At 34.8% G+C, this 22,986-nt stretch carries 13 protein-coding genes and 1 rRNA gene; 7 read left to right on the top strand and 7 right to left on the bottom strand.

The annotated features are described in order from the left end of the window. The first annotated feature begins 35 nt into the window (after positions 1-35). Positions 36-2,906: a triple tyrosine motif-containing protein gene (locus tag ACNQGX_RS13530; protein ID WP_417977072.1), complete on the top strand. Its 2,871-nt coding sequence runs from the start codon at positions 36-38 to the stop codon at positions 2,904-2,906. 63 nt (positions 2,907-2,969) lie between these two features. Here the strand turns inward: ACNQGX_RS13530 and ACNQGX_RS13525 are convergent, their stop codons facing one another. Next, positions 2,970-4,256 carry a UDP-N-acetylmuramoyl-tripeptide--D-alanyl-D-alanine ligase gene (locus tag ACNQGX_RS13525; protein ID WP_417977070.1) on the bottom strand — a complete coding sequence of 429 codons (1,287 nt, stop codon included), beginning with the start codon at positions 4,254-4,256 and terminating at the stop codon, positions 2,970-2,972. Between the two features lie 63 nt (positions 4,257-4,319). Then, positions 4,320-6,005, bottom strand: a complete 1,686-nt coding sequence (gene gldJ / locus ACNQGX_RS13520) for a gliding motility lipoprotein GldJ (protein ID WP_417977069.1) — start codon at positions 6,003-6,005, stop codon at positions 4,320-4,322. A 209-nt stretch (positions 6,006-6,214) separates the two neighbouring features. Here gldJ and porU point away from each other — a divergent pair, with 209 nt between their 5' ends. The 5 genes from porU (at position 6,215) to ACNQGX_RS13495 (ending at position 14,662) form a co-directional block, all read left to right on the top strand. Beyond that, positions 6,215-10,051, top strand: coding sequence for a type IX secretion system sortase PorU (gene porU / locus ACNQGX_RS13515; protein ID WP_417977067.1), 3,837 nt, complete (start codon positions 6,215-6,217; stop codon positions 10,049-10,051). Between the two features lie 39 nt (positions 10,052-10,090). Next, the gene (porV, locus tag ACNQGX_RS13510) at positions 10,091-11,260 is read left to right on the top strand and encodes a type IX secretion system outer membrane channel protein PorV (RefSeq protein ID WP_417977065.1); all 1,170 of its coding nucleotides are present in this window, start codon (positions 10,091-10,093) and stop codon (positions 11,258-11,260) included. 53 nt (positions 11,261-11,313) lie between these two features. Next, positions 11,314-11,829 carry a cytidine deaminase gene (gene cdd / locus ACNQGX_RS13505; protein WP_394346062.1) on the top strand — a complete coding sequence of 172 codons (516 nt, stop codon included), beginning with the start codon at positions 11,314-11,316 and terminating at the stop codon, positions 11,827-11,829. Positions 11,830-11,985: 156 nt separating this feature from the next. Continuing rightward, positions 11,986-12,984, top strand: coding sequence for a pyruvate dehydrogenase (acetyl-transferring) E1 component subunit alpha (gene pdhA, locus ACNQGX_RS13500; RefSeq protein ID WP_131996060.1), 999 nt, complete (start codon positions 11,986-11,988; stop codon positions 12,982-12,984). 7 nt (positions 12,985-12,991) lie between these two features. Further along, the gene (locus ACNQGX_RS13495; protein ID WP_417977063.1) at positions 12,992-14,662 is read left to right on the top strand and encodes a pyruvate dehydrogenase complex dihydrolipoamide acetyltransferase; all 1,671 of its coding nucleotides are present in this window, start codon (positions 12,992-12,994) and stop codon (positions 14,660-14,662) included. Between the two features lie 56 nt (positions 14,663-14,718). Here ACNQGX_RS13495 and ACNQGX_RS13490 read toward each other — a convergent pair whose 3' ends face one another. Continuing rightward, a complete protein-coding gene (locus ACNQGX_RS13490) occupies positions 14,719-15,960 on the bottom strand; it encodes a glycosyltransferase (RefSeq protein WP_417977061.1) in 1,242 nt (413 codons plus the stop codon). Between the two features lie 111 nt (positions 15,961-16,071). On the opposite strand from ACNQGX_RS13490, the gene ACNQGX_RS13485 reads away from it, so the two are divergent. After that, a complete protein-coding gene (locus tag ACNQGX_RS13485; protein ID WP_417977059.1) occupies positions 16,072-16,653 on the top strand; it encodes a MiaE family protein in 582 nt (193 codons plus the stop codon). A 73-nt stretch (positions 16,654-16,726) separates the two neighbouring features. Here the strand turns inward: ACNQGX_RS13485 and ACNQGX_RS13480 are convergent, their stop codons facing one another. The 4 genes from ACNQGX_RS13480 to rrf all read right to left on the bottom strand — a co-directional run bounded on the left by ACNQGX_RS13480 (position 16,727) and on the right by rrf (position 22,982). Next, entirely contained in the window at positions 16,727-18,856 is a 2,130-nt protein-coding gene (locus ACNQGX_RS13480) for an OmpA family protein (RefSeq protein WP_417977057.1), read from the bottom strand. A gap of 10 nt (positions 18,857-18,866) precedes the next feature. Further along, the gene (locus ACNQGX_RS13475; RefSeq protein ID WP_417977055.1) at positions 18,867-19,802 is read right to left on the bottom strand and encodes a PorP/SprF family type IX secretion system membrane protein; all 936 of its coding nucleotides are present in this window, start codon (positions 19,800-19,802) and stop codon (positions 18,867-18,869) included. 31 nt (positions 19,803-19,833) lie between these two features. After that, on the bottom strand, positions 19,834-22,473 hold the full coding sequence (locus ACNQGX_RS13470) for a gliding motility-associated C-terminal domain-containing protein (RefSeq protein WP_417977053.1): 2,640 nt from the start codon (positions 22,471-22,473) through the stop codon (positions 19,834-19,836). A gap of 399 nt (positions 22,474-22,872) precedes the next feature. Further along, positions 22,873-22,982: ribosomal RNA gene (rrf, locus tag ACNQGX_RS13465) — 5S ribosomal RNA — on the bottom strand. Between the last annotated feature and the right edge of the window lie 4 nt (positions 22,983-22,986).

The following is a 22,986-nucleotide window of genomic DNA, read 5'->3' as shown; positions in this document are numbered from 1 at the left end:
AACAACAACCAAGTCATTAGGTTTACAATTTAATTATGAGAACTACAAAATTCCATATTCTATTTTTTTTGTTTTTGTTATCAACAATACTGTTTGGACAGGTAAAAAACATTGGAGTCCCTGACATCCGAAATTATAAAAGAACCGACTATAAAGGCGGAACTCAAAACTGGAGTATTGATCAGGATAAAAATGGAAATCTATACTTTGCCAACAACAATGGCCTTTATCAATTTGACGGTTCCTCATGGACTAAGTATGCCCTGCCTAATTCCACATCCGTTCGCTGTGTAAAGATTGACGAATCCGGTAAAATATATGTTGGAGGTTATAAAGAATTAGGCTATTTCAAAGCCGATTCAAAAGGCAAGCTAAAATACACTTCCTTATCTAGAATAATTAAATCAAAAAATAACAAAGAGCTGGATTTTGTCTGGAAGATTCATATTATTAAAGGTGAAGTAATTTTTCAATCTTTCGCTAGAGCATATCTATTTAAAAACAATAAACTTAAAATACTCAAAGCCCCAAAACGATTTCAATTTTCATTTCAAATAAACAACACGCTTTATTTTCAGGATACCGCAGCTGGGTTATTAGAATTCAAAAACGGACAACTGCACCCTCTAAAAGGCACAACTGCATTAAACAACACCGAAGTTTGGGCGATTTTTAAAATGCCTGACAACAAACTTCTTATAGCGACTTTAGAAAAAGGACTTTTTATATATAGTAATGAAAAAATAACCCCTTGGAATACCGAAGCCGATATTTTCATTAAAAAAAATGGTTCTCTTGGAGGTGTTGTTATTAAAGACAAATTCATAGTCCTAAACTCTGTTTTAAATGGTATCATTATTTCAGACCTTAATGGTAAAATAACCCAACACATCAACCGAAAAAAAGGAATCCAAAACAACACTGTACTTACTTCTTTTGTTGACAATAAAAACAATCTTTGGCTTGGCCTAGACAACGGAATCGCATTTATTAACGAAAACTCTCCATTTACCTATTTTGGATTCAGTTATGACATTAGTACTGTATATGCATCAGTAATACATGACGGCAATTTATATGTTGCCACAAATCAAGGCGTATTTTATCATTCGTGGAACGGGACAGTTAAAGAAGATGCCTTTACTCTTGTTGAAGGCACAACTGCCCAAGCATGGAACATCCAAGTAATTAACAACGAATTGATTTGTGCAAATAACATAGGAGCACTAATAATCAAAGGAGGCAAGACCATAAAAGTATTGGATAAAAACGGCTATTTTGGATTCAAAACAATCCCCAACCACCCCAATTTTGTTATAGGATCCAATTACAATGGGTTTGCAATATTCGAAAAAACAGCTAATGGTTTAAAATTCAAAAATCAAATTGCGGGTTTTGATAAATCCTCAATATCTATTGAACTAGACAACGATTATTTATGGCTGAAAAAAGACGAATTCCTGTATCAAATGGCGTTATCTGATGATTTGAAAAAATTCAAATCCATAAAAACCATACAGAACTTATCCGCTACCGAAAAAGGGTTTGGAAGCATTCAAAAAATAAACAACAGCATTTACTTTCAAACAAACAATCATTTTTACAAATATTCAAAAGAGCAAGACTTATTTTATGAAGATAAAAAAATGAGTTCCGTATTTAAAAACATTCCCAAAATCAACACACTAACCGAAGATGCCAATGGAAATCTCTGGTATGTTTTTAATGAATCATTAGGCGAACTTATAAAAAACAGCGATGGCAGCTATACAAACATTGTTGCCCCATTTTCAAACTTAACGGGTAATTTAGTCACCAATTATCTTTCGGTCAATACGATTAATCCACAAAACATATTTATAGGACTAACAGACGGATTAGCTCATTATGATTGCAAATTACGAAACAACATCGTAACTAAACCAAACGTTTTTATTCGAAGTTTTTCTTATCCGGGAGACACCATAATTTTAGGAAATGGGCAAAATAAGATTGAGAAGCTAAAAATACCTTACACAGCAAATCATGTAAAATTCACATTCTCGTCTCCAACCTATGAGAATCTTGAAAATGTAGAATTCTCTTATCAACTGGAAGGTTTTGATGACCGATGGAGCGCTTGGTCTTCCATTTCAATTAAAGAATACACCAATTTAAGAGAAGGTGATTATAAGATGAAATTAAAAGTACGAAATAGTCATGGCATTCAATCGAAAGAAGCAATTGCTACTTTTACCGTTTCTCCACCATGGTACAGACATTTTCTGGCGTACTTATTTTATATTTTACTAATTGTCGCCTCTGTATTTTTCATTCGCAACAGAGTAAAAATGAAAATCAGAAAAAACAAATATTACGAAACTGTTGAACAACGAAGGCTTTATTTGGAGAAAGAGTCTAAAATAAGGCATGAGCAATATGAACTGGAAAAAGAGATTGAAAAATTAAAAAGTGACAAGCTTCAAATTAAGATTTTAGCAAAGGATAAAGAATTAGTCAACAACTCTTTGCAAGTAGTTAAGAAAAATAAAATCCTAAATGGCATCATTTACAAATTAAAAGACATCAACGTTGAATCCTTTGATGATTCTACCAAATTCCAATTCACAAAGTTGAATAAAAGCATCACCAAAGAAGTTAATGCGGACAAAAGCTGGAAAGACTTGGAAAAACACATTAAGAATGTCCATTTTGATTTCCTCAAGAGATTAAAAGAAAAATATCCTACAATATCTCCCCGAGAATTGGATTTATCAACCTATTTATTAATGAATATGTCAACGAAAGAGATTGCCGAAATCATGAATATTTCAAACGGAGGAGTAGAATTAGCACGTTACCGATTGAGAAAAAAACTAGGGCTTAACAAGAAAGAGAATCTGATTGGATTTCTAATGAGCATTTAACAGAACCAAAAATGCCATCATAATAATTCATGATGGCATTTCTATTTAAAAAAAATTGGTTCTTTACGACAGGAAATCTAAAGTTCGCTCCAATGCCATTCCTCTGGATCCTTTTATCAAAATAGTACTATTATTGAATTCAGCCATTGGCAAATCATTAGAAAACTCTTCAAATGTAGTATAAAACCAAAAGTTACTTTTCTCCATTTTATTGGCATAAAATGCCGAACCTATAAAATAACATTTCACTTTATCTTCATTCGAAAGCATTGCAACTATTGCTTTATGTTCTTGCTGACTTTCTTGTCCCAACTCAAACATATCTCCCAAAATCATTGCCTTATTTGAACTCTCTAACTGCAGGAAATTCTCAATAGCAACCGTCATGCTGCTCGGATTTGCATTATAGGCGTCCAGAATAATTTGGTTTGTTCCTTTTGTCAATAACTGCGACCTGTTATTTTCAGGCACAAAACTCTCTAAAGCCTCTTTTATTGCCGCATCATCGATTTCAAAATACTTCCCAATAGTTAGAGCTGCATTAATATTATTGGCATTGTATAAACCTATTAAATGCGTTGAAATGGTTAGATTAGAATAATTTACTGCTACAAATGGATTTGCTTTAACAGATGTAATATTTACATCCGCATTTGTTTTATTTACGCCAAAAGAATATGATTTTAACGACATTGATTTTTCAACTTGAATTGGGTCTTCCAAATTTATGAAAGCAAGTTTATCATTTACCGAAAGGTAGTGATACATTTCACTTTTTCCCTCAATAACTCCTTCAACACCACCAAAACCTTCTAAATGAGCTTTACCAAAATTAGTGATATAGCCATAATCCGGCTTTGCCAATTCACATAGAAATTCAATTTCTTTTTTGTGATTCGCCCCCATCTCAACTATTCCTATTTCTGTTTCTGAAGTAAACGAAAGCAATGTCAATGGCACACCAATGTGATTATTCAGGTTTCCAACTGTTGCTTTGGTATTGAATTTTTTAGAAAGAACAACATGAATTAGTTCTTTGGTAGTTGTTTTTCCATTACTTCCCGTAAGCGCTATTATAGGTAGTTTTAAATACTCCCGATGAAACTTAGCCAGTTTCTGCAAGGCTATTAAACTGTCATCGACTAAGATGGTTCTTTGATCAATAAAATAAGATTCATCATCAATTATGACATAAGAAGCCCCTTTATCTAGTGCTTCTTTCGTAAATGTATTCGCATCAAAACGCTCCCCTTTTATAGCAACAAATAAGGAATTTATCTCAATCTTGCGTGTGTCTATCGAAACCGATTTACATTTTAAAAATAAACTATGAATGTAATTAATATCCATTTGAAACGATTTAAAAAAATAAAAGCCCTAATCAAAGGGCTTTTATTTTTATTTTATAAAAATTTAATTTCTAGCTGATTTTTTCTTGTCTGCTTTAGGACCTACTCGAGACATAGCACATCTAAAACCAATGTAATCTGTAGCCATATCCTGCGGAAAATATCTTCTTTGCGCTGGATCTAACCAATACGCTCTATCTCTCCAAGAACCACCTTTATAAACTCTAACTTCATCATTTATAAAAGTTGTTCTCTTGCTTGATTTATCATATTTTCTAACCATCTTACCTAAACTATCCGTTGTAACGTTGTGTTTAGGAGAATTATACATGATTTTCTCCTCTTTTTCTTTTTCAGTATCAGATTCTGAAGATCCAAAATTATAGTATCTGGTAGATTGTTTATCACCATCTCTGTAATTGACATTATCACTTTTGTCAAAATTTTGTCTCAAATACGTTTCTTTTTCATCAACTGGAACTTGAGCAATCTGACCTGGATATCTTCTGGCAACTATTTTCCCATTACTTAAAGTGTCAAATTTCATATTGGCTGCAGTAACAATTTCAACTTTACCGTCAGCTCCGATTTTATTTTTAGTATATTGATTTCCTCTATAATAATTAAAATCATTTCCTTCGTTATCAATTATAGGTCTGTAAACATCTTGCACCCATTCAGCAACATTTCCAGCCATATCATACAATCCAAAATCATTTGCAGGATATTTCTTAACCTCATTTGTAATATCTGCACCGTCATCAGACCAACCTGCAATTCCACCGTAATCTCCGTTACCTTGTTTGAAATTGGCTAACTGATCCCCTTTACTTTGTCTTTTCCCAGAGCGAGTGTAACCACCAGACCAAGGGTATTTTTTCTGACCTTTGTAGATGTTGTATTCTCTTTGACCTACATCAGCAGCTGCTGCATATTCCCATTCAGCTTCTGTTGGAAGTCTGTATTCAGGAAGAAGAATTCCTGAAGAACGTTGTGCATAAACATTTTTCGGTTCTATAACTTTACCGTCTTTTCCTGCTTTAGGAGTTTTTCTACCTCCATTTTTTCCTTTTAATACAATCTCTTCATTTCCTCCGTAAGCCAAAGTTGGTGAATTCAAATAGGTTTCTGTATCAAAGTTACTATCAGCCGTTACATCTAGTGTTTTTGCATTCTTTTTAAGATACCCGTTTTTTTCCAGAAGCGCTTCATTCACACGTTGTGTTCTCCAATTACTGAATTCAACTGCTTGAATCCAATTTACTCCCACAACAGGATAATCAGCATAAGAAGGATGTCTTAAATAGTTATTAGTCATCGTTTCATTGTAACCCAATCTATTTCTCCAAACTAATGTATCAGGTGAGGCTCCTTCATATATGTTTTTATAGTTTTCTTCAGTGGGCGGATAAACGCTTTTCAACCAATCTAGGTAATCTAAATACATTGAATTAGTAACTTCAGTTTCATCCATGTAAAAAGATTGTACGTGTTGTTGTGTTGGGGTATTATTCCAATCATGCATAACGTCATCTGCTACTTTTCCCATAGTAAATGTACCACCTTCAACAAAAACCAAACCTGGTCCTGCTTGTTGTTTTTTACTTGAACCTGCTTTTTTGCTGTCCATATTCCAACCGGTTGCTCTTGAGGTGTTTTTGGAGCTGGACTTTTTACTGCAACTGGAAAAACCAATCACCAACAGGATTGATATCAACAATCGTAAGCCCATAATTTTGTTTGCTTTCATACTCTTTAGTAGGTAATAATTTAAGTGCCGCAATATAATAATTAACCCGTAATCAACATCAAACTTTTTAATAATTTTAGCCGATGTAATTTTAACAATAAATTATATATCAAAACGCAAATTTATAATATTTATTATTTACAATCACACGAAATGGTTTATTTTTACTGATAAATAATAACTACCCATTAACCACGTTAAAAAAAACAATGAGAAAAATACTTTTGGTTTATTTAAGTCTAATTCCTTTTGTTTTTTTTGCTCAAATTAAAGGCGACACAACCATTGAATGGATAGAAAAAAAAGAAATGTCCTATGGTGCTTACAAAGTTATTATTCCGCAATTTACAGGAAATAATTTCCATTATGATGCTTCGCAAAAAACACTTTTTTATACTTTAAAAATAAAAGAACCGGTCTCTTTTGACGAAGGAAAAATCGTAATCACAAATGTAATCTACGAAGCAATCACAACTGCTCAATTGGGTGATTTAGCTCCCGAAAATATTCCTAAAACAACAAATGCATCCCTGAAAGTCAACATTTCAAGAGACATCAGAGAAGCTTTTATTAATCTGTCGCCCATAATTAAGGACGATTTCGGCTTTAAACGCATCAAATCTTTTTCCTATGAAGTGGAAACTAATACTGCCCGAATTTCGCAATCCAGCAAAAGCACAAGTACAAATAGTATCGTTAATTCTGTTTTAGCAACAGGTAATTGGCATCCCTTTTATATTGAAAAATCTGGCGTATATAAAATCTCTAAAAGTTTTTTACAACAATTAGGATTAGATGTAAGCGCTATAGATCCCCGAAAAATAAAAATATATGGTAATGGCGGACGAATGCTTCCGCTATCAAACAGTATTTTCTATCCAAATGACTTGATTGAAAACGCAATTCAAATCAATGGCGAAGCAGATGGCATTTTCAATAATGAGGACTATATTCTTTTTTATGGTGAAGGAGTTGACACTTGGAATCCCGAAAGTCTGACCTTTACCAATTTGTATGATACAAAATCCTATTATTACATTACTATTCAAGGTGCCGATGGAAAAAGAATTGCTCCCATGGCGCAACCTTCCGGAAACAGCACTTTAACAGTAACTTCTTTTGACGATCATCAATACCACGAAGTAGACCTTATTAATATAGCGCGATTGGGTCGCCAATGGTTTGGAGAATCATTCGAAGTCAAAGACGAACAGGAATTCGATTTTAATTTCCCGAATTTTGATTCTTCAACTCCTGTAAAACTATTGCTAACCGCCGCTTCCGCTGCATTTACTCCAACTTCTTTGAATGTGACTGCGAACGGAACTGCAGTTGGAACCATTTCTTTTCCTGCTTTAAACAATAATTCCGGAACGGAGTTTTATTTAGGGGTTTTACCAAATAACACCAGTTTCAGCGGTGCTGAAAACATAAAAATAAAACTGAAATACAACAACAATGGTGTTCCGGGTTCCAAAGGTTTTCTTGACAATATCAGGCTTATCGCCAAGCGAAAACTGCAAGGCTATGGAAAACAATTTCATTTTCAATACGACCAATCCAACTCAAATTTTGGAATTGTAAATTACAACATTTCAAACACAACAGATATTCCCCAAATTTGGGATGTTACTGATATTTACAATGCAACCAAAATCGAGAACTCAAATCAGAGCACATTAAATTTTAAAGCAAACTTAGGAGAACTCAGAAAATATATTGCTTTGAATGCCTCGGATTATTACACTCCTTTAAAAGACACCAAATCAAGAGTCGCGAATCAAAACCTAAAAGGAACATTGTTCAAAAACGAACAAGGTCAATTTCAAGACATCGATTACGTGATTATCACACCAACTTTTTTAGCCACACAAGCTGAAAAATTAGCCGCTTTTCATCGTACCCATTCCAATTTAAATGTAAAAGTAATTCCTTTGGAGTCCATCTATCAAGAATTTTCTTCTGGAAAACAAGATGTTGCAGCAATACGAAATTGCATTAAATACATCTATGAAAATGCATCAGTACCTGAAAAAAGAGTGAAATTTGTCAATCTTTTCGGTGATGCTTCTTATGATTTTAAAAATAGAATTTCAAACAACACCAATGTTATACCCATTTACCATGCCTTAAACAGCAGCACAACAGGCGAATCATCCTTTGCCTCCGATGATTTTTTTGGATTAATGGATTCCTCAGAAGGAAATGTGGTGTCGTTTTTTGGAGGAATCGATATTGCTTTAGGAAGAATGTTGGTTACTGATGCCAAACAGGCCGGCGAAATGGTAAATAAAGTAATCGAATACCACGACCTAAAATCATACGGAAGCTGGAGAAATAACTTCGTATTGGTTTCTGATGATTCAGATATAGTATCCGATGCCAGTTTACAAAACAGGCAAAATATCCTTGCAAACACAATTGCTTCCGAAAAACCTTTTCTAAATGTGAATAAAATCTTTTTAGATTCTTATGTCCAAGAAGCATCGGCAGGAGGTTCCAGATATCCAAAAGCCCGAACGGATTTTTTCAATGCTTTCGAAAAAGGAGCTTTGGTATTTAATTATTTAGGACATGGTGGTGAAGATGGTTTATCAAGTGAACGCATTTGGGAAAAATCAGATGGACAAAACTTAAGCAATCAATACAAGTATCCTTTATTTATAACCATCACTTGTGAATTTTCCCGTTTTGATAATCCTTTAAGACCAACCGCCGGAGAATATACGTATTGGAACCCAAAAGGCGGAGCAATTGCAATGATTACTACCATTCGATCAATTGGACAATTCAGTGCAGAGAACTTCAACGACACTTTAACGCAACATTTATTATCCTACAATTCGAATCAATATACTTCAATTGCAGAAGCGCTCAGAATTTCAAAAAATAACAATCCAAATTCAGCCACCAATGTTGTTTTTTATATCGGAGATCCCGCATTAATGCTTGCCATACCAAAACCAAAAATTAGATTGACAAAAGTAAATGACATTCCCGTTACCCAACCCATTGACGACTTCAAATCATTGGCAAAAATGAAACTGACGGGAGAAGTTACTGATGAAAACAACAATCCGCTAACAAACTATAACGGAGAAGTTTCCACTACTATTTTTGACAAAACAATTTCAAGAACAACTTATAATAATGATGGAAACAGTCCAGCTATCAATTTCAATGTTTTAGGAGAGACAATATTCCGAGGAAATGCATCAGTCACTAATGGTCAATTTGAATTTAGTTTTGTTGTCCCAAGAGACATCAGAGTCCCATTGGCCAACGGAAGAATTAGTTTTTATTCCAAAAAAAATCAATTATTACAGAACGAAACCGGGTATGATTCCAATATAAAAATAGGAGGAATAAATGAAAATGCAATCGCAGACAATATTAGTCCAAGAGTTAAGTTATATATGAATGACGAGACTTTTGTTTCCGGCGGAACAACCAATGAATCCCCATTTTTTGTTGCACTGCTTGAAGATGAAAACGGAATAAATACGGCAAGCGGAATAGGTCATGATATTGTTGCTATTCTTGATGGAGATGTAAGTAATCCCTTTGTTCTAAATGATTATTATCAAACAACGTTAGATGATTTTACAAGTGGAACACTTCGATTTCCGTTGCGCAATTTAGCTCCTGGATTACACACTATAACATTCAAAGCGTGGGATGTATACAACAATCCGATAACCGCCGAGATTCAGTTTATTGTTGTAGGTGACGAAACGATAACATTGACACATGTGTTGAATTATCCTAATCCGTTCGTTAATTATACTGAATTTTGGTTTACACACAACAGACCATTTGAACCTCTGGACGTTCAGGTTCAAGTAATGACAATAACGGGAAAAGTGGTTTGGACGAAAAATCAAATTATCACAACTGAAGGATTTTTATCAAAAGAAATCACTTGGGATGGCAAAGATGATTTTGGAGATAAAATAGGAAAAGGCGTTTATGTTTACAAGCTAACCGTCAAATCAAGCGTAACAAGTACGAAAACTGAAAAATTTGAAAAACTTGTTATACTTTAATAAAATACTATATTTGTTTAACAAAAACTTCCTGTAATAATGAAAAAAATAACATTACTTTTCATCTTTTTATTTGTGATTTCTTTTACAAAAGCACAAGATAGAGTTATAAATCCGGGGGTTCCCTTTTTATTAGTCGCAGCTGATGCAAGAGTTGCAGGTATGGCAGACGCAGGAGTTGCAACATCAGCGGATGCTTTTTCCCAGCAATGGAATCCGGCTAAATATGCTTTTGCAACAGACCAAAAAGGATTTTCTGTAAGCTACACACCTTACCTTACTGATTTAGTAAATGACATATCATTAGGGCAATTGACCTATTATCAAAAACTGAATGAAAGAAGCGCATTTGCGGGAAGCCTTCGTTACTTTGGTTTAGGGGAGATCGAATTACGCGAAACAGGTGATCCTAACGAAGCACCAAGATTAGTTTCTCCAAACGAGTTTGCCATTGACGGCTCGTATTCCTTGAAGTTAAGCGAGAAATTCTCTATGGCTATCGCGGGACGATTTATAAATTCGAATCTAAAGGTGGCTTCAGATAACAACGATGCTTCATCCGCAAGTACGTTTGCTGTTGATGTAGCCGGTTTTTACCAATCTGAAGAAATAGCGTACAACGAATTCAACGGAAGATGGAGAGCGGGATTTAATATTCAAAATTTAGGTCCAAAAATCAGTTATGACAATGATGATTTTAACAATAACTTTTTACCCGCTAATTTAAAAATAGGAACTGGTTTTGATTTTATTTTAGACGACTATAATAAGGTGGCCGTTAATGTTGAATTTAATAAATTATTAGTTCCAACGCCACAAGATCCAGATTTAAACGGCGACGGAACAGTAACAAGTGAAGAACGCAATCAAAACAATCAGAATTACCGCGCTATTGGATGGACTTCCGGTGTTTTCAAATCATTTGGTGACGCTCCTGATGGATTCAGCGAAGAGATAAAAGAAGTTACGTATGCTGTAGGTGCCGAATATTTGTATCAAGATTCCTTTGCAATGCGTTTGGGTTACTTTCACGAAAGTCCTGTAAAAGGAGCTCGACAGTTTTTCTCGCTTGGAGCAGGCTTCAAATACAATGTAGTCAAAGTAGATGTTTCTTATTTATTCTCGGCATCAAAAGTAAAAAACCCTTTAGAAAACACGCTGCGTTTTTCACTTACCTTCAATTTTGGAGATAAATATGAAGAATATTAAACTTAAATAAAATCCACAAATAACAATCCAAATTTCAATCCCGAAGCTTCGGGATGAAGTTTGGATTTTTTTTCCTTAAAAAAAACATGAAAGAAATAACAATTACCACTCAATTCAAAGTATTCGATTCCATTCAGGATTTACCAAATGACATTCAGGACTTAATGACACAAGCCGTTGAAGTCCGAAAAAATGCTTATGCACCTTATTCAAAATTTAGAGTTGGAGTTGCACTTGTTTTAGACAACGGTAAAATTGTAGTAGGTTCAAACCAAGAAAATGCCGCTTATCCTTCAGGACTTTGTGCGGAACGTGTCGCTATTTTTTATGCCGGCGCAGTCTATCCAGAAGCCAAAATTTTGAAAATGGCAATTACCGCTGCTTCGGATACGAACCAAACTACAGCTCCAATTCCTCCTTGTGGCTCTTGCAGACAATCCATAGCAGAATACGAAATCCGACAAGAGACCCCAATTGAAATCTATTTCATGGGAGAAATTGGCGCTATTTACAAGTCGGAATCCCTAAAAAATTTGCTTCCCTTTATGTTCGATAAAAAATTCCTGTAAAAATTCCAAAAATTGCCTATTAAATTTTAGTTCTTACTTGGAATGTCTTATTTTTGCATCCCGACCCTTCGGGGCGCAAATTTGTGGGAGGAAACTATTTTGCGTTATAGGTACAAATTGATAATACAATAACACTTTAGCAAAAGAAAAATTCAGATGAAAGAAGTTACAAAAGAAGTATATTTAAAGTGGTATGAAGATATGCTGCTTTGGAGAAAGTTTGAGGACAAACTTGCAGCATTATACATCCAACAAAAAGTTAGAGGTTTTCTACATTTATACAATGGTCAAGAAGCAGTATTAGCTGGTGCATTGCACGCAATGGACTTGACAAAAGACAAAATGATTACTGCTTACAGAAATCACGTTCAACCAATAGGAATGGGAGTTGATCCTAGACGCGTGATGGCAGAACTTTTAGGAAAAGTTACCGGAACTTCAAAAGGTATGGGTGGTTCCATGCACATCTTTTCAAAAGAGCACCGTTTTTACGGTGGACACGGAATTGTAGGAGGACAAATTCCTGTAGGTGCTGGATTAGCTTTTGCCGATAAATATTTTGAAACAGGTGGTGTTACTATGACCTATTTTGGTGATGGTGCAGCACGTCAAGGATCTTTACACGAAGCTTTTAATATGGCGATGTTATGGAAACTTCCAGTCGTATTTATTGTTGAAAACAATGGTTATGCAATGGGAACTTCTGTAGAAAGAACAGCCAATCATACTGATATTTGGAAATTAGGTTTAGGATATGAAATGCCTTGTGGACCAGTTGACGGAATGAACCCAATAAAAGTTGCCGAAGCAATGACAGAAGCTATTGACAGAGCACGTCGTGGCGATGGCCCAACTTTTCTTGAAATGAAAACATACCGCTACAGAGGACACTCTATGTCGGATGCACAATTATACCGTTCGAAAGAAGAAGTAGAAGAATACAAAAAAATTGATCCAATTACACAAGTTTTGGATGTGATTCTAGATCAAAAATATGCAACCGAAGAAGAGATTGAAGTAATTGATCAAAGGGTAAAAGATTTAGTGGAAGAATGTGTGAAATTCGCTGAAGAATCTCCTTACCCGGAAATTCAACAACTATACGATGTAGTATACGACCAAGAGAACTATCCATTTTTACCTCATAAACTATAAATCAATTATGGCAACAATAATTACAATGCCTCGTTTGAGCGATACGATGACGGAAGGAACGGTAGCAACTTGGCTAAAAAAAGTAGGTGATAAAGTAAGCGAAGGTGATATCCTTGCGGAAATTGAAACCGACAAAGCAACAATGGAATTTGAGTCTTTCAACGAAGGAACACTTTTACATATAGGAATACCTGCAGGTGAAACTGCACCGGTAGACTCTTTATTAGCAATTATAGGAACAGAAGGCGAGGATATTTCAGCATTATTAGCAGGAAAACCAGCTGATGCAGCTCCAGTTAAAGAAGAAACAAAAGTTACTGAAGAAACAGCAACTACTCCCGAAGTTACAAAAACCGCAGCACCTGCAACAGCTTCATTACCAAAAGGAGTTGTAGTCATCACCATGCCACGTTTAAGCGATACCATGACCGAAGGAACAGTAGCGACTTGGTTGAAAAAAGTAGGTGACACAGTTGCCGAAGGTGACATCCTTGCTGAAATCGAAACAGACAAAGCAACAATGGAATTCGAATCTTTCAACGAAGGAACTTTATTATACGTAGGAATCGAAGAAGGCAATACTGCACCTGTTGATAGCCTTTTGGCAATCATTGGACCCGCAGGAACCGATATTAGCGGAATTGCTGAAAATTATAAAACTGGCGGAGCGCCACAATCGGCTCCTGCTGTTGCAGAAGAAAAAGAAGTAGCATCAACTGAGAAAGCTACAGAACCAATTGTTCAAGAACCATCAACTGACGGTCAGCGAATTTTAGCATCACCATTGGCAAAGAAAATTGCAAGTGATAAAGGAATTCAATTGACACAAGTAAAAGGTTCTGGTGAAAACGGACGTATTGTGAAAAGCGATATCGAAAACTTCACACCAACTACTACTGTCATCCCGAACGCAGTCGAGGGACAAGCGTCAATAACTGCGGTTCCAGCGAAAACAGAAACTGTAGCTGCTGCAAAACCATTTGTTCCGGCAGGAGAAGTTTTCACAGAAGAAATCAAGAATTCGCAAATGCGAAAAATCATTGCGAAACGTTTAGCAGAATCTTTATTCACTGCACCACATTACAACTTAGTAATAGAGGTAACTATGGATGAGGCAATGAAATCAAGAGCCATCATTAACAGCGTTCCGGATACAAAAGTATCTTTTAACGATATGGTAATAAAAGCGTGTGCAATGGCTTTGAAAAAACATCCAAAAATAAATTCTCAATGGAGAGAAGAATCAATTCTTATCAACCATCATGTGAATATTGGAGTTGCTGTAGCTGTTGAAGACGGATTAGTGGTTCCTGTATTACGCTTTACAGATGCTATGAGTTTATCTCAAATTGGCGGAAGCGTTAGAGATCTTGCAGGAAGAGCTAAAAACAAAAAATTATTACCTACAGAAATGGAAGGAAGTACTTTTACAGTTTCTAATCTTGGAATGTTTGGTATTACAGAATTCAATTCTATCATTAACCAACCAAATTCTGCTATCCTATCCGTAGGAGCTATTGTAGAAAAACCGGTGGTGAAAAATGGTCAGATTGTAGTAGGAAATACGATGATGTTATCTTTAGCTTGCGATCACAGAACAATTGATGGCGCAACTGGAGCACAGTTTTTACAAACATTGAAACAATTTATAGAAAATCCAGTTACGATGCTTGCGTAATAACTCGGTTCTTAAAATACAAATCCCGTCTTGTTTATAAAACTTGACGGGATTTTTTATTTATTTTTCTCCTCAATCCAGCGCGACATATATTTAGTACTTTTTAAAGTATGGTGTTGCAACATGGCTCCCATAAAATTATGCAATCGATGTTGCTGCAGATTTGAGCGTAAAAATTCTATTTTAGTTCTAAAGTCAGTCTCAAATAAACCTTTCGTATAGCGTTGATTGATTATCTCAATTCCATTTTGTTGGGCTCTACCCCAAATTACTTTGTCTTGATACAATCGTACTGCTTCATCGACAAAATCAGTTACTACATCCGTAATAAAACCGTTCCAAGGCAAATCTCCATGCATGGATTCAGAACCGATAGAAGTCGTAATACTTGGCGTTCCACATTGCATTGCTTCTAATAATTTTCCTTTAATACCTGCGCCAAAACGCAAAGGAGCCAAAACAACTCGTGCTTTCTTGACCACTTCTTGTGCGTCATTAGCACGTCCCATGATTAAAAACCCATCTTTACTATTATGCAATTGTACTACTTTTTGCGAGGGATAAGCGCCATAAACATTCAAAACAGCTTCCGGCTCTTGTTTTTTAATTAAAGGCCAAATCGTTTCTTTTAAATACTGAACGGCATTCCAATTGGGCTCATGAAGAAAATTCCCGATAAAAATAAAGTCTTTCCGATCATCGAAAGAAGGCAGTTCCTGTATTTCGGCATCGTCAATTGGTTCCAATAAAAAAGGCAAATAATACAACAAGGTCTTATCTATCTTAAATGCAGATTCCAAAAGTTCCATCTCAAATTCGGAAATCATCAAAGACAAATCACAACGCAAAATACTGGCAATTTCCCTTTTTGCTACCTCTTCAACAAACAAATCAGTGGTCTTAAAGGAACGGTTTTCTTTGAATGCTTTCTGGCGAGCCAATCTCAGACAATGTAAATCTTCAGTATCTAACAATCGTAACGCATCAGGACAATTTTCGGCAACACGCCAACCAAATTGTTCTTCCATCATGAAACGATCAAACAAAACTACAGCCGGATTCAGTTCTTTTATATAAATATCAAAACTGGAATTATTAAGGGCAATTGATTTTTTATCAACTCCATATTCTTGTAGATCAACCATGAAATCACTGTTTTGTGCAGGACTGGCAAACGTAATGCTAAAACCTTGCGCTTTAAAAAGTGAAATCAGCTGCATCATCCTTCCTCCCGCCGCAGACGAATTGGGTTCTGGCCAAACAAAACCAATAATTAAAAGCTTTTGAACTTGATTCATACTATTATAAAATTTCAATTGCAAAATAATGCTATTTTGACTTCAATCCAGTCATTTGAACCAAAAATAGATTATAAAACACTAATTTTGTACTAAATAAATTCCATTATCATGTTAGGATTAAAATTAGCCACAGACCCGCGTTGGGTGAAAATAGTTGAATCGAATATAGAAGAAATCTTGACAGATCACGCTTGGTGCGAACAAAAGGCAGCTTCAAATGCGATAAGTTTAATCACTTACAATTCGGAATTAGAAGAATTAGTAACCGAAATGCTAATCATTGCAAAAGAAGAATTAGACCATTTGCAATTGGTTCATAATTTAATAAAAAGCAAAGGATTGACTTTAGGCAGAGAAAGGAAGGATCATTATGTAAATGAACTTTTTAAATTCATGAAAAAAGATGGCAGCCGAAAAGATGCTCTTTGTGATCGATTGTTGTTTTCAGCAATGATTGAAGCCAGAAGTTGTGAACGATTTAAAGTTTTATCAGAAAACATAAAAGATGTTGAACTGGCTACTTTTTACAGAGATCTAATGATTTCTGAAGCGGGACATTATACTACTTTTTTGGGTTTCGCACGAAAATATGCTGACAATATAGATGTAGACAAACGTTGGAAGGAATGGATAGAATTTGAAACTTCTATTATTACTAATTACGGAAAACAAGAAACCATACACGGATAAAATGAGAAAGCCAATTTTAACAAAATTGGCTTTCTCATTTTTAAAAACTTATATAATTATTTTTCCTCGACAGTTACAAACTTTTAATTACAAATTCACTTCGTCTATTCAATTCATGTTGCTCTTCGGCACAAGACTCACTCGGTTCACATTTTATGATTTGAACCGTTTCTCCATACCCTTTTGCAATGATTCTTTTTTTACCAATTCCTTGGTTTATAAAATACGCTCTTGTTGATTCTGCTCTATTTGAAGAAAGATCCATGTTGTACTTGCTGTTCCCTCTATTATCGGTATGTGAACCAATTTCTACAACCATATCAGGATATTTTTTCATGAGTTCAATAACACGATTCAAAATCGGTTTTGATTCTTTACGGATGTACCACAAATCATAATCGAAATAGATTGGATCTGTTTTGATTATCAATCGATCTTTGTCTTTTACAACATCTTTCTCCGCAGCAATAATGTTATCTAATTTTTCTTTTTTCTTAACTTGAGCAAGCTCTACTTCTTTTTTTGCTGCAATTTGCTTGTCTTTTTTTCCTTTTTCAACTAAAGCCAGTTCTTCTTTTTTCTTTTGTTCCAGCAAAGCCAATTCCTCATTTTTCTTTTGCTGAAGTGCTACTTGCTCTTCATTTTTGATTGTTGTCAGAGATCTCAAAGACATGGAGGCATCACTGCTTTTATTTCTTTCTTTTTTAAGTTTAAATGATTTCGAATCCTTTGTATAATCCTCTTTGGATGCTAAAACAGAATAACCTGTTTCGCAAGCAACGGCGAAACTAAATTTCCCGTCTTCTGAAGTTATGATTTTTTGGATTTCGACTTTATCTGAACTTTGCAAACTAACCAAAGCATTGCCTAAAGGAAGCTTTGTATCTACATCAGTTATGACTCCAGCAATAAATTGCATGCAATCTTCAATTATTAAAGGTTTCGTTTCCTTTAGTTCGTAAATATCATCATTCCCTTTTCCTCCAACTCTATTCGATGCAAAATAACCCAGTTTAGAATCCGAATCAATGTTAAAAGAAAAATCATCAAAACCAGAATTTACTGGAAGTCCAACATTTAATGGTTCCGAAAAAGTATTGCTTTGTATGTCCGAAACAAAAACATCCAGTGATCCATAACCTGCATGCCCATTAGAAGAGAAATACAATTTGTTATCCTTTGAAACGAAAGGAAATTGTTCTTTTTTAGTCGTATTTATTTTATCCTCCAAATTTTTTGGAGTCCCATATCCTGTACCAATTATAGAAACAGAAAAAATATCAAATGAACCTAAAGTACCCGGCATATCCGATGCAAAATACAATGTTTTCTCATCACTGCTCAACGCAGGGTGCTCTGCGGAATAATCATCCCCATTGAAAGGAAGCGACACTATTTTGGTCCATTTACCATCAACAAATTCGGCTCTGAAAATTTGTAGGTTTGAAATCTTATCTTTGTTTTTGTTTCTTTTCCCTTTTTTATAATTATTTCTAGTGAAATAAACTGTTTTACCATCCTTTGTAAATACGGCATTTGCCTCATGCATTGCCGTGTTTAATTCTTTAGAAAAAGAATTTACAATAGAATCGTTAAAATTGGCATTTTTTAAAGGAATTGTCACTAGATCAAGATAAAGTTCATTGTTCCATTTGTACATTTTGTCAAACAAACCAGCCTTCTTTTTCACTCCTGAAAAAACCAAGTTTTGCCCTTGTTTCACAGCACCAAATTCTGAATTCGCAGTGTTTATTGCCAGATTTTTTATCTCGAATCTGTTTCCTAATGCGGATACATTTTCAAGCACCTCATTTTCTTTTTCAAAATCAACTAAGGCTTGCTTATTGTTTGAACTGATGAGATAATCACGGATAACAGCATTTGATTCTTCATAATTACCAGTTGCCTTCAATGTTTGCGAATATCTAAAGTAATATTCTTCTTCAAGCCCAGCATTGAATCTCGTAATCAAAAAGCGATACTGCTTTTGAGCATTGGCATAATCATTCGTATAATAATAGGAATCTGCTAAGTTTTTTACTACTGCAACAGAACGATTTTCTTGAATACTATTTTCATACAAAGGAATCGCTTCGCTATAAAAAGTTCTATCAAAAAAGCGTTTGGCTCTTTGCAAATCTTGCCCTTGGGCATTTATAAGTTGTATTGAAAATACGACTATAATGAGAAATACTCTTTTCATGTTTACTTTTTTAGAAGAATCTTGGTGATTTATCATATCCTTTGCTTAATAAATCTAAATTAAATAGAACAAAAATTTCATGCGTTCCAGAATTAAACTGACCTAGATTAGAAATGGTATAATCATAAGCATAGCCCACTCTGATATTTGGAGTAACTTTTACGTTCATCAAAGCACTTACGGCATCCCCAAACCTATAGGATGCACCGAATTCAAATTTGTCATTATACAGTACATTGGCAGAAAGGTCTAAAGTAACAGGCGCTCCTGCAATAAATTTCGACATAAAAGCCGGTTTTAATTTGAATGAATCACTTAAAGTAAACACATAACCTCCGGTAAAAAAGGCATGAATTTTTTCTGAACCAAAAGCATTAATTCCAGAACGCTCTTCAATGTGTTTTGAAGAAAACAAGTTGGGAGCAGATAAACCCAGATAATATTTATCCGTAAAATAGAATGCTCCAACACCAATATTTGGCATCAATTTATTAACGTCTTCGGAAAAAGCAAGATCCGTACTGGCATCACCACTTTCAAAAACAAACCCATTAAAATTAGTTTTAAATGAAGTAAATCCAGCTTTTAATCCAAAAGAAAGATTGTGATTATTATTAAATTGAAGCAGGTATGCGAAATCTGCAAAGAAATTATCCTCTTTTTTTGCCCCATCTCCAATATCATCAGAAATCAAGGAAAATCCCACTTCAACTTTTTTATTTACTGGCATGTGTCCGAAAAGAGTCATTGTTTTTGGAGCTCCAACCGCACCAACCCATTGCGTCCTATATAATATCCCTACATCTAACATCGATTGTGTTCCAGTTGCATAAGCAGGATTTATCACATTCATATTATACATGTATTGTGTAAATTGTGGATCTTGCTGAGCCGAGGCATTTATTATAAAAAATAAAAAACTTACAAACAGTATTGTTTTTTTCATTTGAAATTTAGTTTAAAGTAATAAAAAACGATTATCGATTTAAATAAAGTCGACCTTGTTTAGGAGATTTGTTCCCTTTATTATAATTGATAATATAAAAATAAACCCCGTTTGGCGCAAATCCATCAATCCCAATTTTAGAATCAGAATTTCTCCCATCCCATTCTGGTTTGTTTTTATTACCGCTGAACATACGATTTCCGTATCTATTGTAGATTTCTAAGGAATAATTTGGATATATAAATTCGATATCCGGAATTTTGAAAGTGTCATTTACAGCATCTCCGTTTGGCGAAAATCCGTCAGGAATAAAAAACCCAGGAGTTGCATCACAATTTGAAAGAGATACAGTCACAGCCAAAGCATCCGAATAACAATTTGTGCTATTTGAATAATCGAAGCCATAATAAGTAAAACCATCTTTAAGCAATTCTGTCGATACTATTTGATTTCCATTTGTGGGTGCATCAAACCAGGTTAAGGTTCCGTTTGAAGTTACATTGGCGGTCAAACTTTGCAAAGTGGGATTGTCTAATCCGCAAAAAATTTGTCCGTCTTGGTTTAATGTTGGAGCTTGCACCTCGTTTATTACAACGATAGCTGGTGCTCTTCCTGATTCACATCCTGTAGTAACATTTACCTCTTTTACGTAATAAGTCCTAGAAACTAAAAGGGTACTGGCACTTAAAACAGTGGTACTTGTTACTGAATCAAACCATTGGTATTGAGTTCCGCTTGGAGTTAAATCAGCAATTGTTTTTTTATCGTTTTTGCAAAAGTTAGGGTTGTTTGTTATTGGATTACTCGGAATGCCATTCATCGCAAAACTTTTGATATTGTTAGGTATAGATGATCTACAACCACCTGTATTATCAATAATATCAGTAATAACCAGAGAAGTGCTTCCAGTATTGACGAGTGAACCCGCTGGGATAATAAAACTGGCATTGCCTGAACTAACAGGTACTATTACCGTTTGATTCATGGCACTATTTACTCCCGTCAAATTATAATTTAAGGTAATATTAGTCAAAGCCCCTAATCCCGTGAGCGATACTGTAACGGGCTGATTTTGACAAACATCTTTTATATCTATCTTAAGGTTAGTAAGATCGGTTAATGGTTTTACTACAAAAACTTGGGTCAGTGTTGCTGTATTAGTACAACCAGTAGTTAAATTTGTGATACTTGTAATTGAAATTGTCGTGTTGCCATCATTAGGAATCAAACTCGACGGAACAAGAAAAGTAGCCGTTCCTCCAGAAACTGTAAAAAATGCTTGTTGTCCAACAGCTGTGTTTTTATCTGATAAATTATAAAGAATACTATAATTCCCATCCGTTAAATTAGTGTTACCAGAAATTCCGACCGTCGCACTGGAACCTTTACAAACAGGATTGATAATTAGCGTAGCAGTATTGATTTTTGGTAAAGGATTAACATGAAGAACATTTGAAATAATACCAATTATATTCGTACAAGCACCTAAACTAGTAACGCTTACAATATCCGTTATACTGATGGTGTAATCTGCAACTTGTTGAAAATTACTTGACGCAATGGGAAAAGTCAAAACTCCATTGCTGAAATTTGCAATTATATTATTTGTCGTAGTTCCTAATGGACCCAAAATATTATACGCCACATGATAACTTCCATTTGGGATATTTTTAATTCCTTTATTTAGAACAACGCTATAGGTTGCTGTGGCAATTTCATTTTCACAAATATCCGAATTTACGACAAGTTTTGCCCCTGTAAAATCAAGCTGTTCTTCTATGATGATAGTCACAACTGTTTTTTTTATGGTGCAAATAGGATTAGTTGGTAAAACAGAATACGTAAAACTATAGACACCAGCACCAAAAGAATTGTATAAGTTCTGAACATTTACTTTAGAATCAAAGGAACTTGATAATTCCGAAGTGCCGATCTCTGTCCAAAAACCACCCGGATCTGCTCCTGCCAATTTATCATTTAAATCAAAATTATTACTTAATGCCAAATTATCGGAACTACATAACAATAAAATGCCCCCCATCCCAGGCACGGGAGCTCTAAATACGGTTACATTAACTGTAGAAGATTGCGATGGGCACGTTCCTATTGCAGGCATAGTATAAGTAAACGAATGTGTTCCTAACCCAGCTATATTAGCATTGAGTAGACTACCCGTCAATGCACCTGTTCCATCATTATCTGACCAAATCCCATTAATTTGTGGGCCAAGAAAATTTCCATTAAAACCTTGAAACAAATTAAAACTAAGATCATCATTACAAGCAGAAACATTAGGACTGGATATTCCTGAATACCCTCCAATTGTAACCGTTATTGTTGCCGTGTTATCTCCACAACCAATATTACTCGTGTAGGTATAGGTATAAACGCCGCTTTTATTGATGATTTGGGCATTCAATATTCCGGTAGTTGTGTTCAATCCCCCAGAAAAAAGATCGTCCGTCCAAGTTCCTCCTGGAACAGCTCCCCCTCCTAAAAGGCTAAAAAGATCAATGGATTGACTACTGGGATTTGGAATATCACATACAGTTATGCTATTATCATTTCCTGCACATTGTGCATTCGTATTTGTGGTAGAAAAAAATAATACAAGGATAATGGCAAAATGCAAAAAACTCAACTTTGGTGGGGTAAGTATTTTTAAACTCATAAATATTACTTTAGTTTAACTCAAAATTAAACTAATTATTAGATTAATGATTTTTTTTAGGCAAAAAAATCTCACAGCCGTCTAAATATTATCTTTGAGACAAATGAAAAGTTATTTAGATCAAGTAATACATCCTTTTTTCGATGAATAGTAGTCTTGAATTATTTTTTAGAAAATAAAAAAGTGTTTTTAAAAGCATTTAGAAGTCAATTTAGAGGTGTGAGAAAGATAGATTTCTTCTTATTCAGATTATCCAACCTTTTTGCGTAATCCTCAACTTTTGAACTTGATTCGATTCATCCATTATATATACATAAGTTACAAAACCAATAAACGCAAAAAATCCTCATCAAATTCATGATGAGGATTTAATAGAATCTGAAACGAGTTCAGATTAAAGAAAGGCGACGACATACTCTCCCACATAACTGCAGTACCATCTGCGCAGGCGGGCTTAACTACTCTGTTCGGGATGGGAAGAGGTGAGCCCCGCCGCAATAACCACCTTAAGAG

This window comes from Flavobacterium glycogeni, from assembly GCF_048286775.1.
In the GTDB taxonomy this organism is placed as follows: Bacteria; Bacteroidota; Bacteroidia; order Flavobacteriales; family Flavobacteriaceae; genus Flavobacterium.
The sequence above is the reverse complement of the archived record's forward strand: the minus strand, read 5'-3'. Positions and strand labels throughout refer to the sequence as shown.

Bases quoted from the DNA above. Each gene is read 5' to 3' on its own strand.
- ACNQGX_RS13530 (WP_417977072.1), top strand. From the start codon at position 36: ATGAGAACTACAAAATTCCATATTCTATTTTTTTTGTTTTTGTTATCA.
- ACNQGX_RS13525 (WP_417977070.1), bottom strand. From the start codon at position 4,256: ATGGATATTAATTACATTCATAGTTTATTTTTAAAATGTAAATCGGTT.
- gldJ (WP_417977069.1), bottom strand. From the start codon at position 6,005: ATGAAAGCAAACAAAATTATGGGCTTACGATTGTTGATATCAATCCTG.
- porU (WP_417977067.1), top strand. From the start codon at position 6,215: ATGAGAAAAATACTTTTGGTTTATTTAAGTCTAATTCCTTTTGTTTTT.
- porV (WP_417977065.1), top strand. From the start codon at position 10,091: ATGAAAAAAATAACATTACTTTTCATCTTTTTATTTGTGATTTCTTTT.
- cdd (WP_394346062.1), top strand. From the start codon at position 11,314: ATGAAGTTTGGATTTTTTTTCCTTAAAAAAAACATGAAAGAAATAACA.
- pdhA (WP_131996060.1), top strand. From the start codon at position 11,986: ATGAAAGAAGTTACAAAAGAAGTATATTTAAAGTGGTATGAAGATATG.
- ACNQGX_RS13495 (WP_417977063.1), top strand. From the start codon at position 12,992: ATGGCAACAATAATTACAATGCCTCGTTTGAGCGATACGATGACGGAA.
- ACNQGX_RS13490 (WP_417977061.1), bottom strand. From the start codon at position 15,960: ATGAATCAAGTTCAAAAGCTTTTAATTATTGGTTTTGTTTGGCCAGAA.
- ACNQGX_RS13485 (WP_417977059.1), top strand. From the start codon at position 16,072: ATGTTAGGATTAAAATTAGCCACAGACCCGCGTTGGGTGAAAATAGTT.
- ACNQGX_RS13480 (WP_417977057.1), bottom strand. From the start codon at position 18,856: ATGAAAAGAGTATTTCTCATTATAGTCGTATTTTCAATACAACTTATA.
- ACNQGX_RS13475 (WP_417977055.1), bottom strand. From the start codon at position 19,802: ATGAAAAAAACAATACTGTTTGTAAGTTTTTTATTTTTTATAATAAAT.
- ACNQGX_RS13470 (WP_417977053.1), bottom strand. From the start codon at position 22,473: ATGAGTTTAAAAATACTTACCCCACCAAAGTTGAGTTTTTTGCATTTT.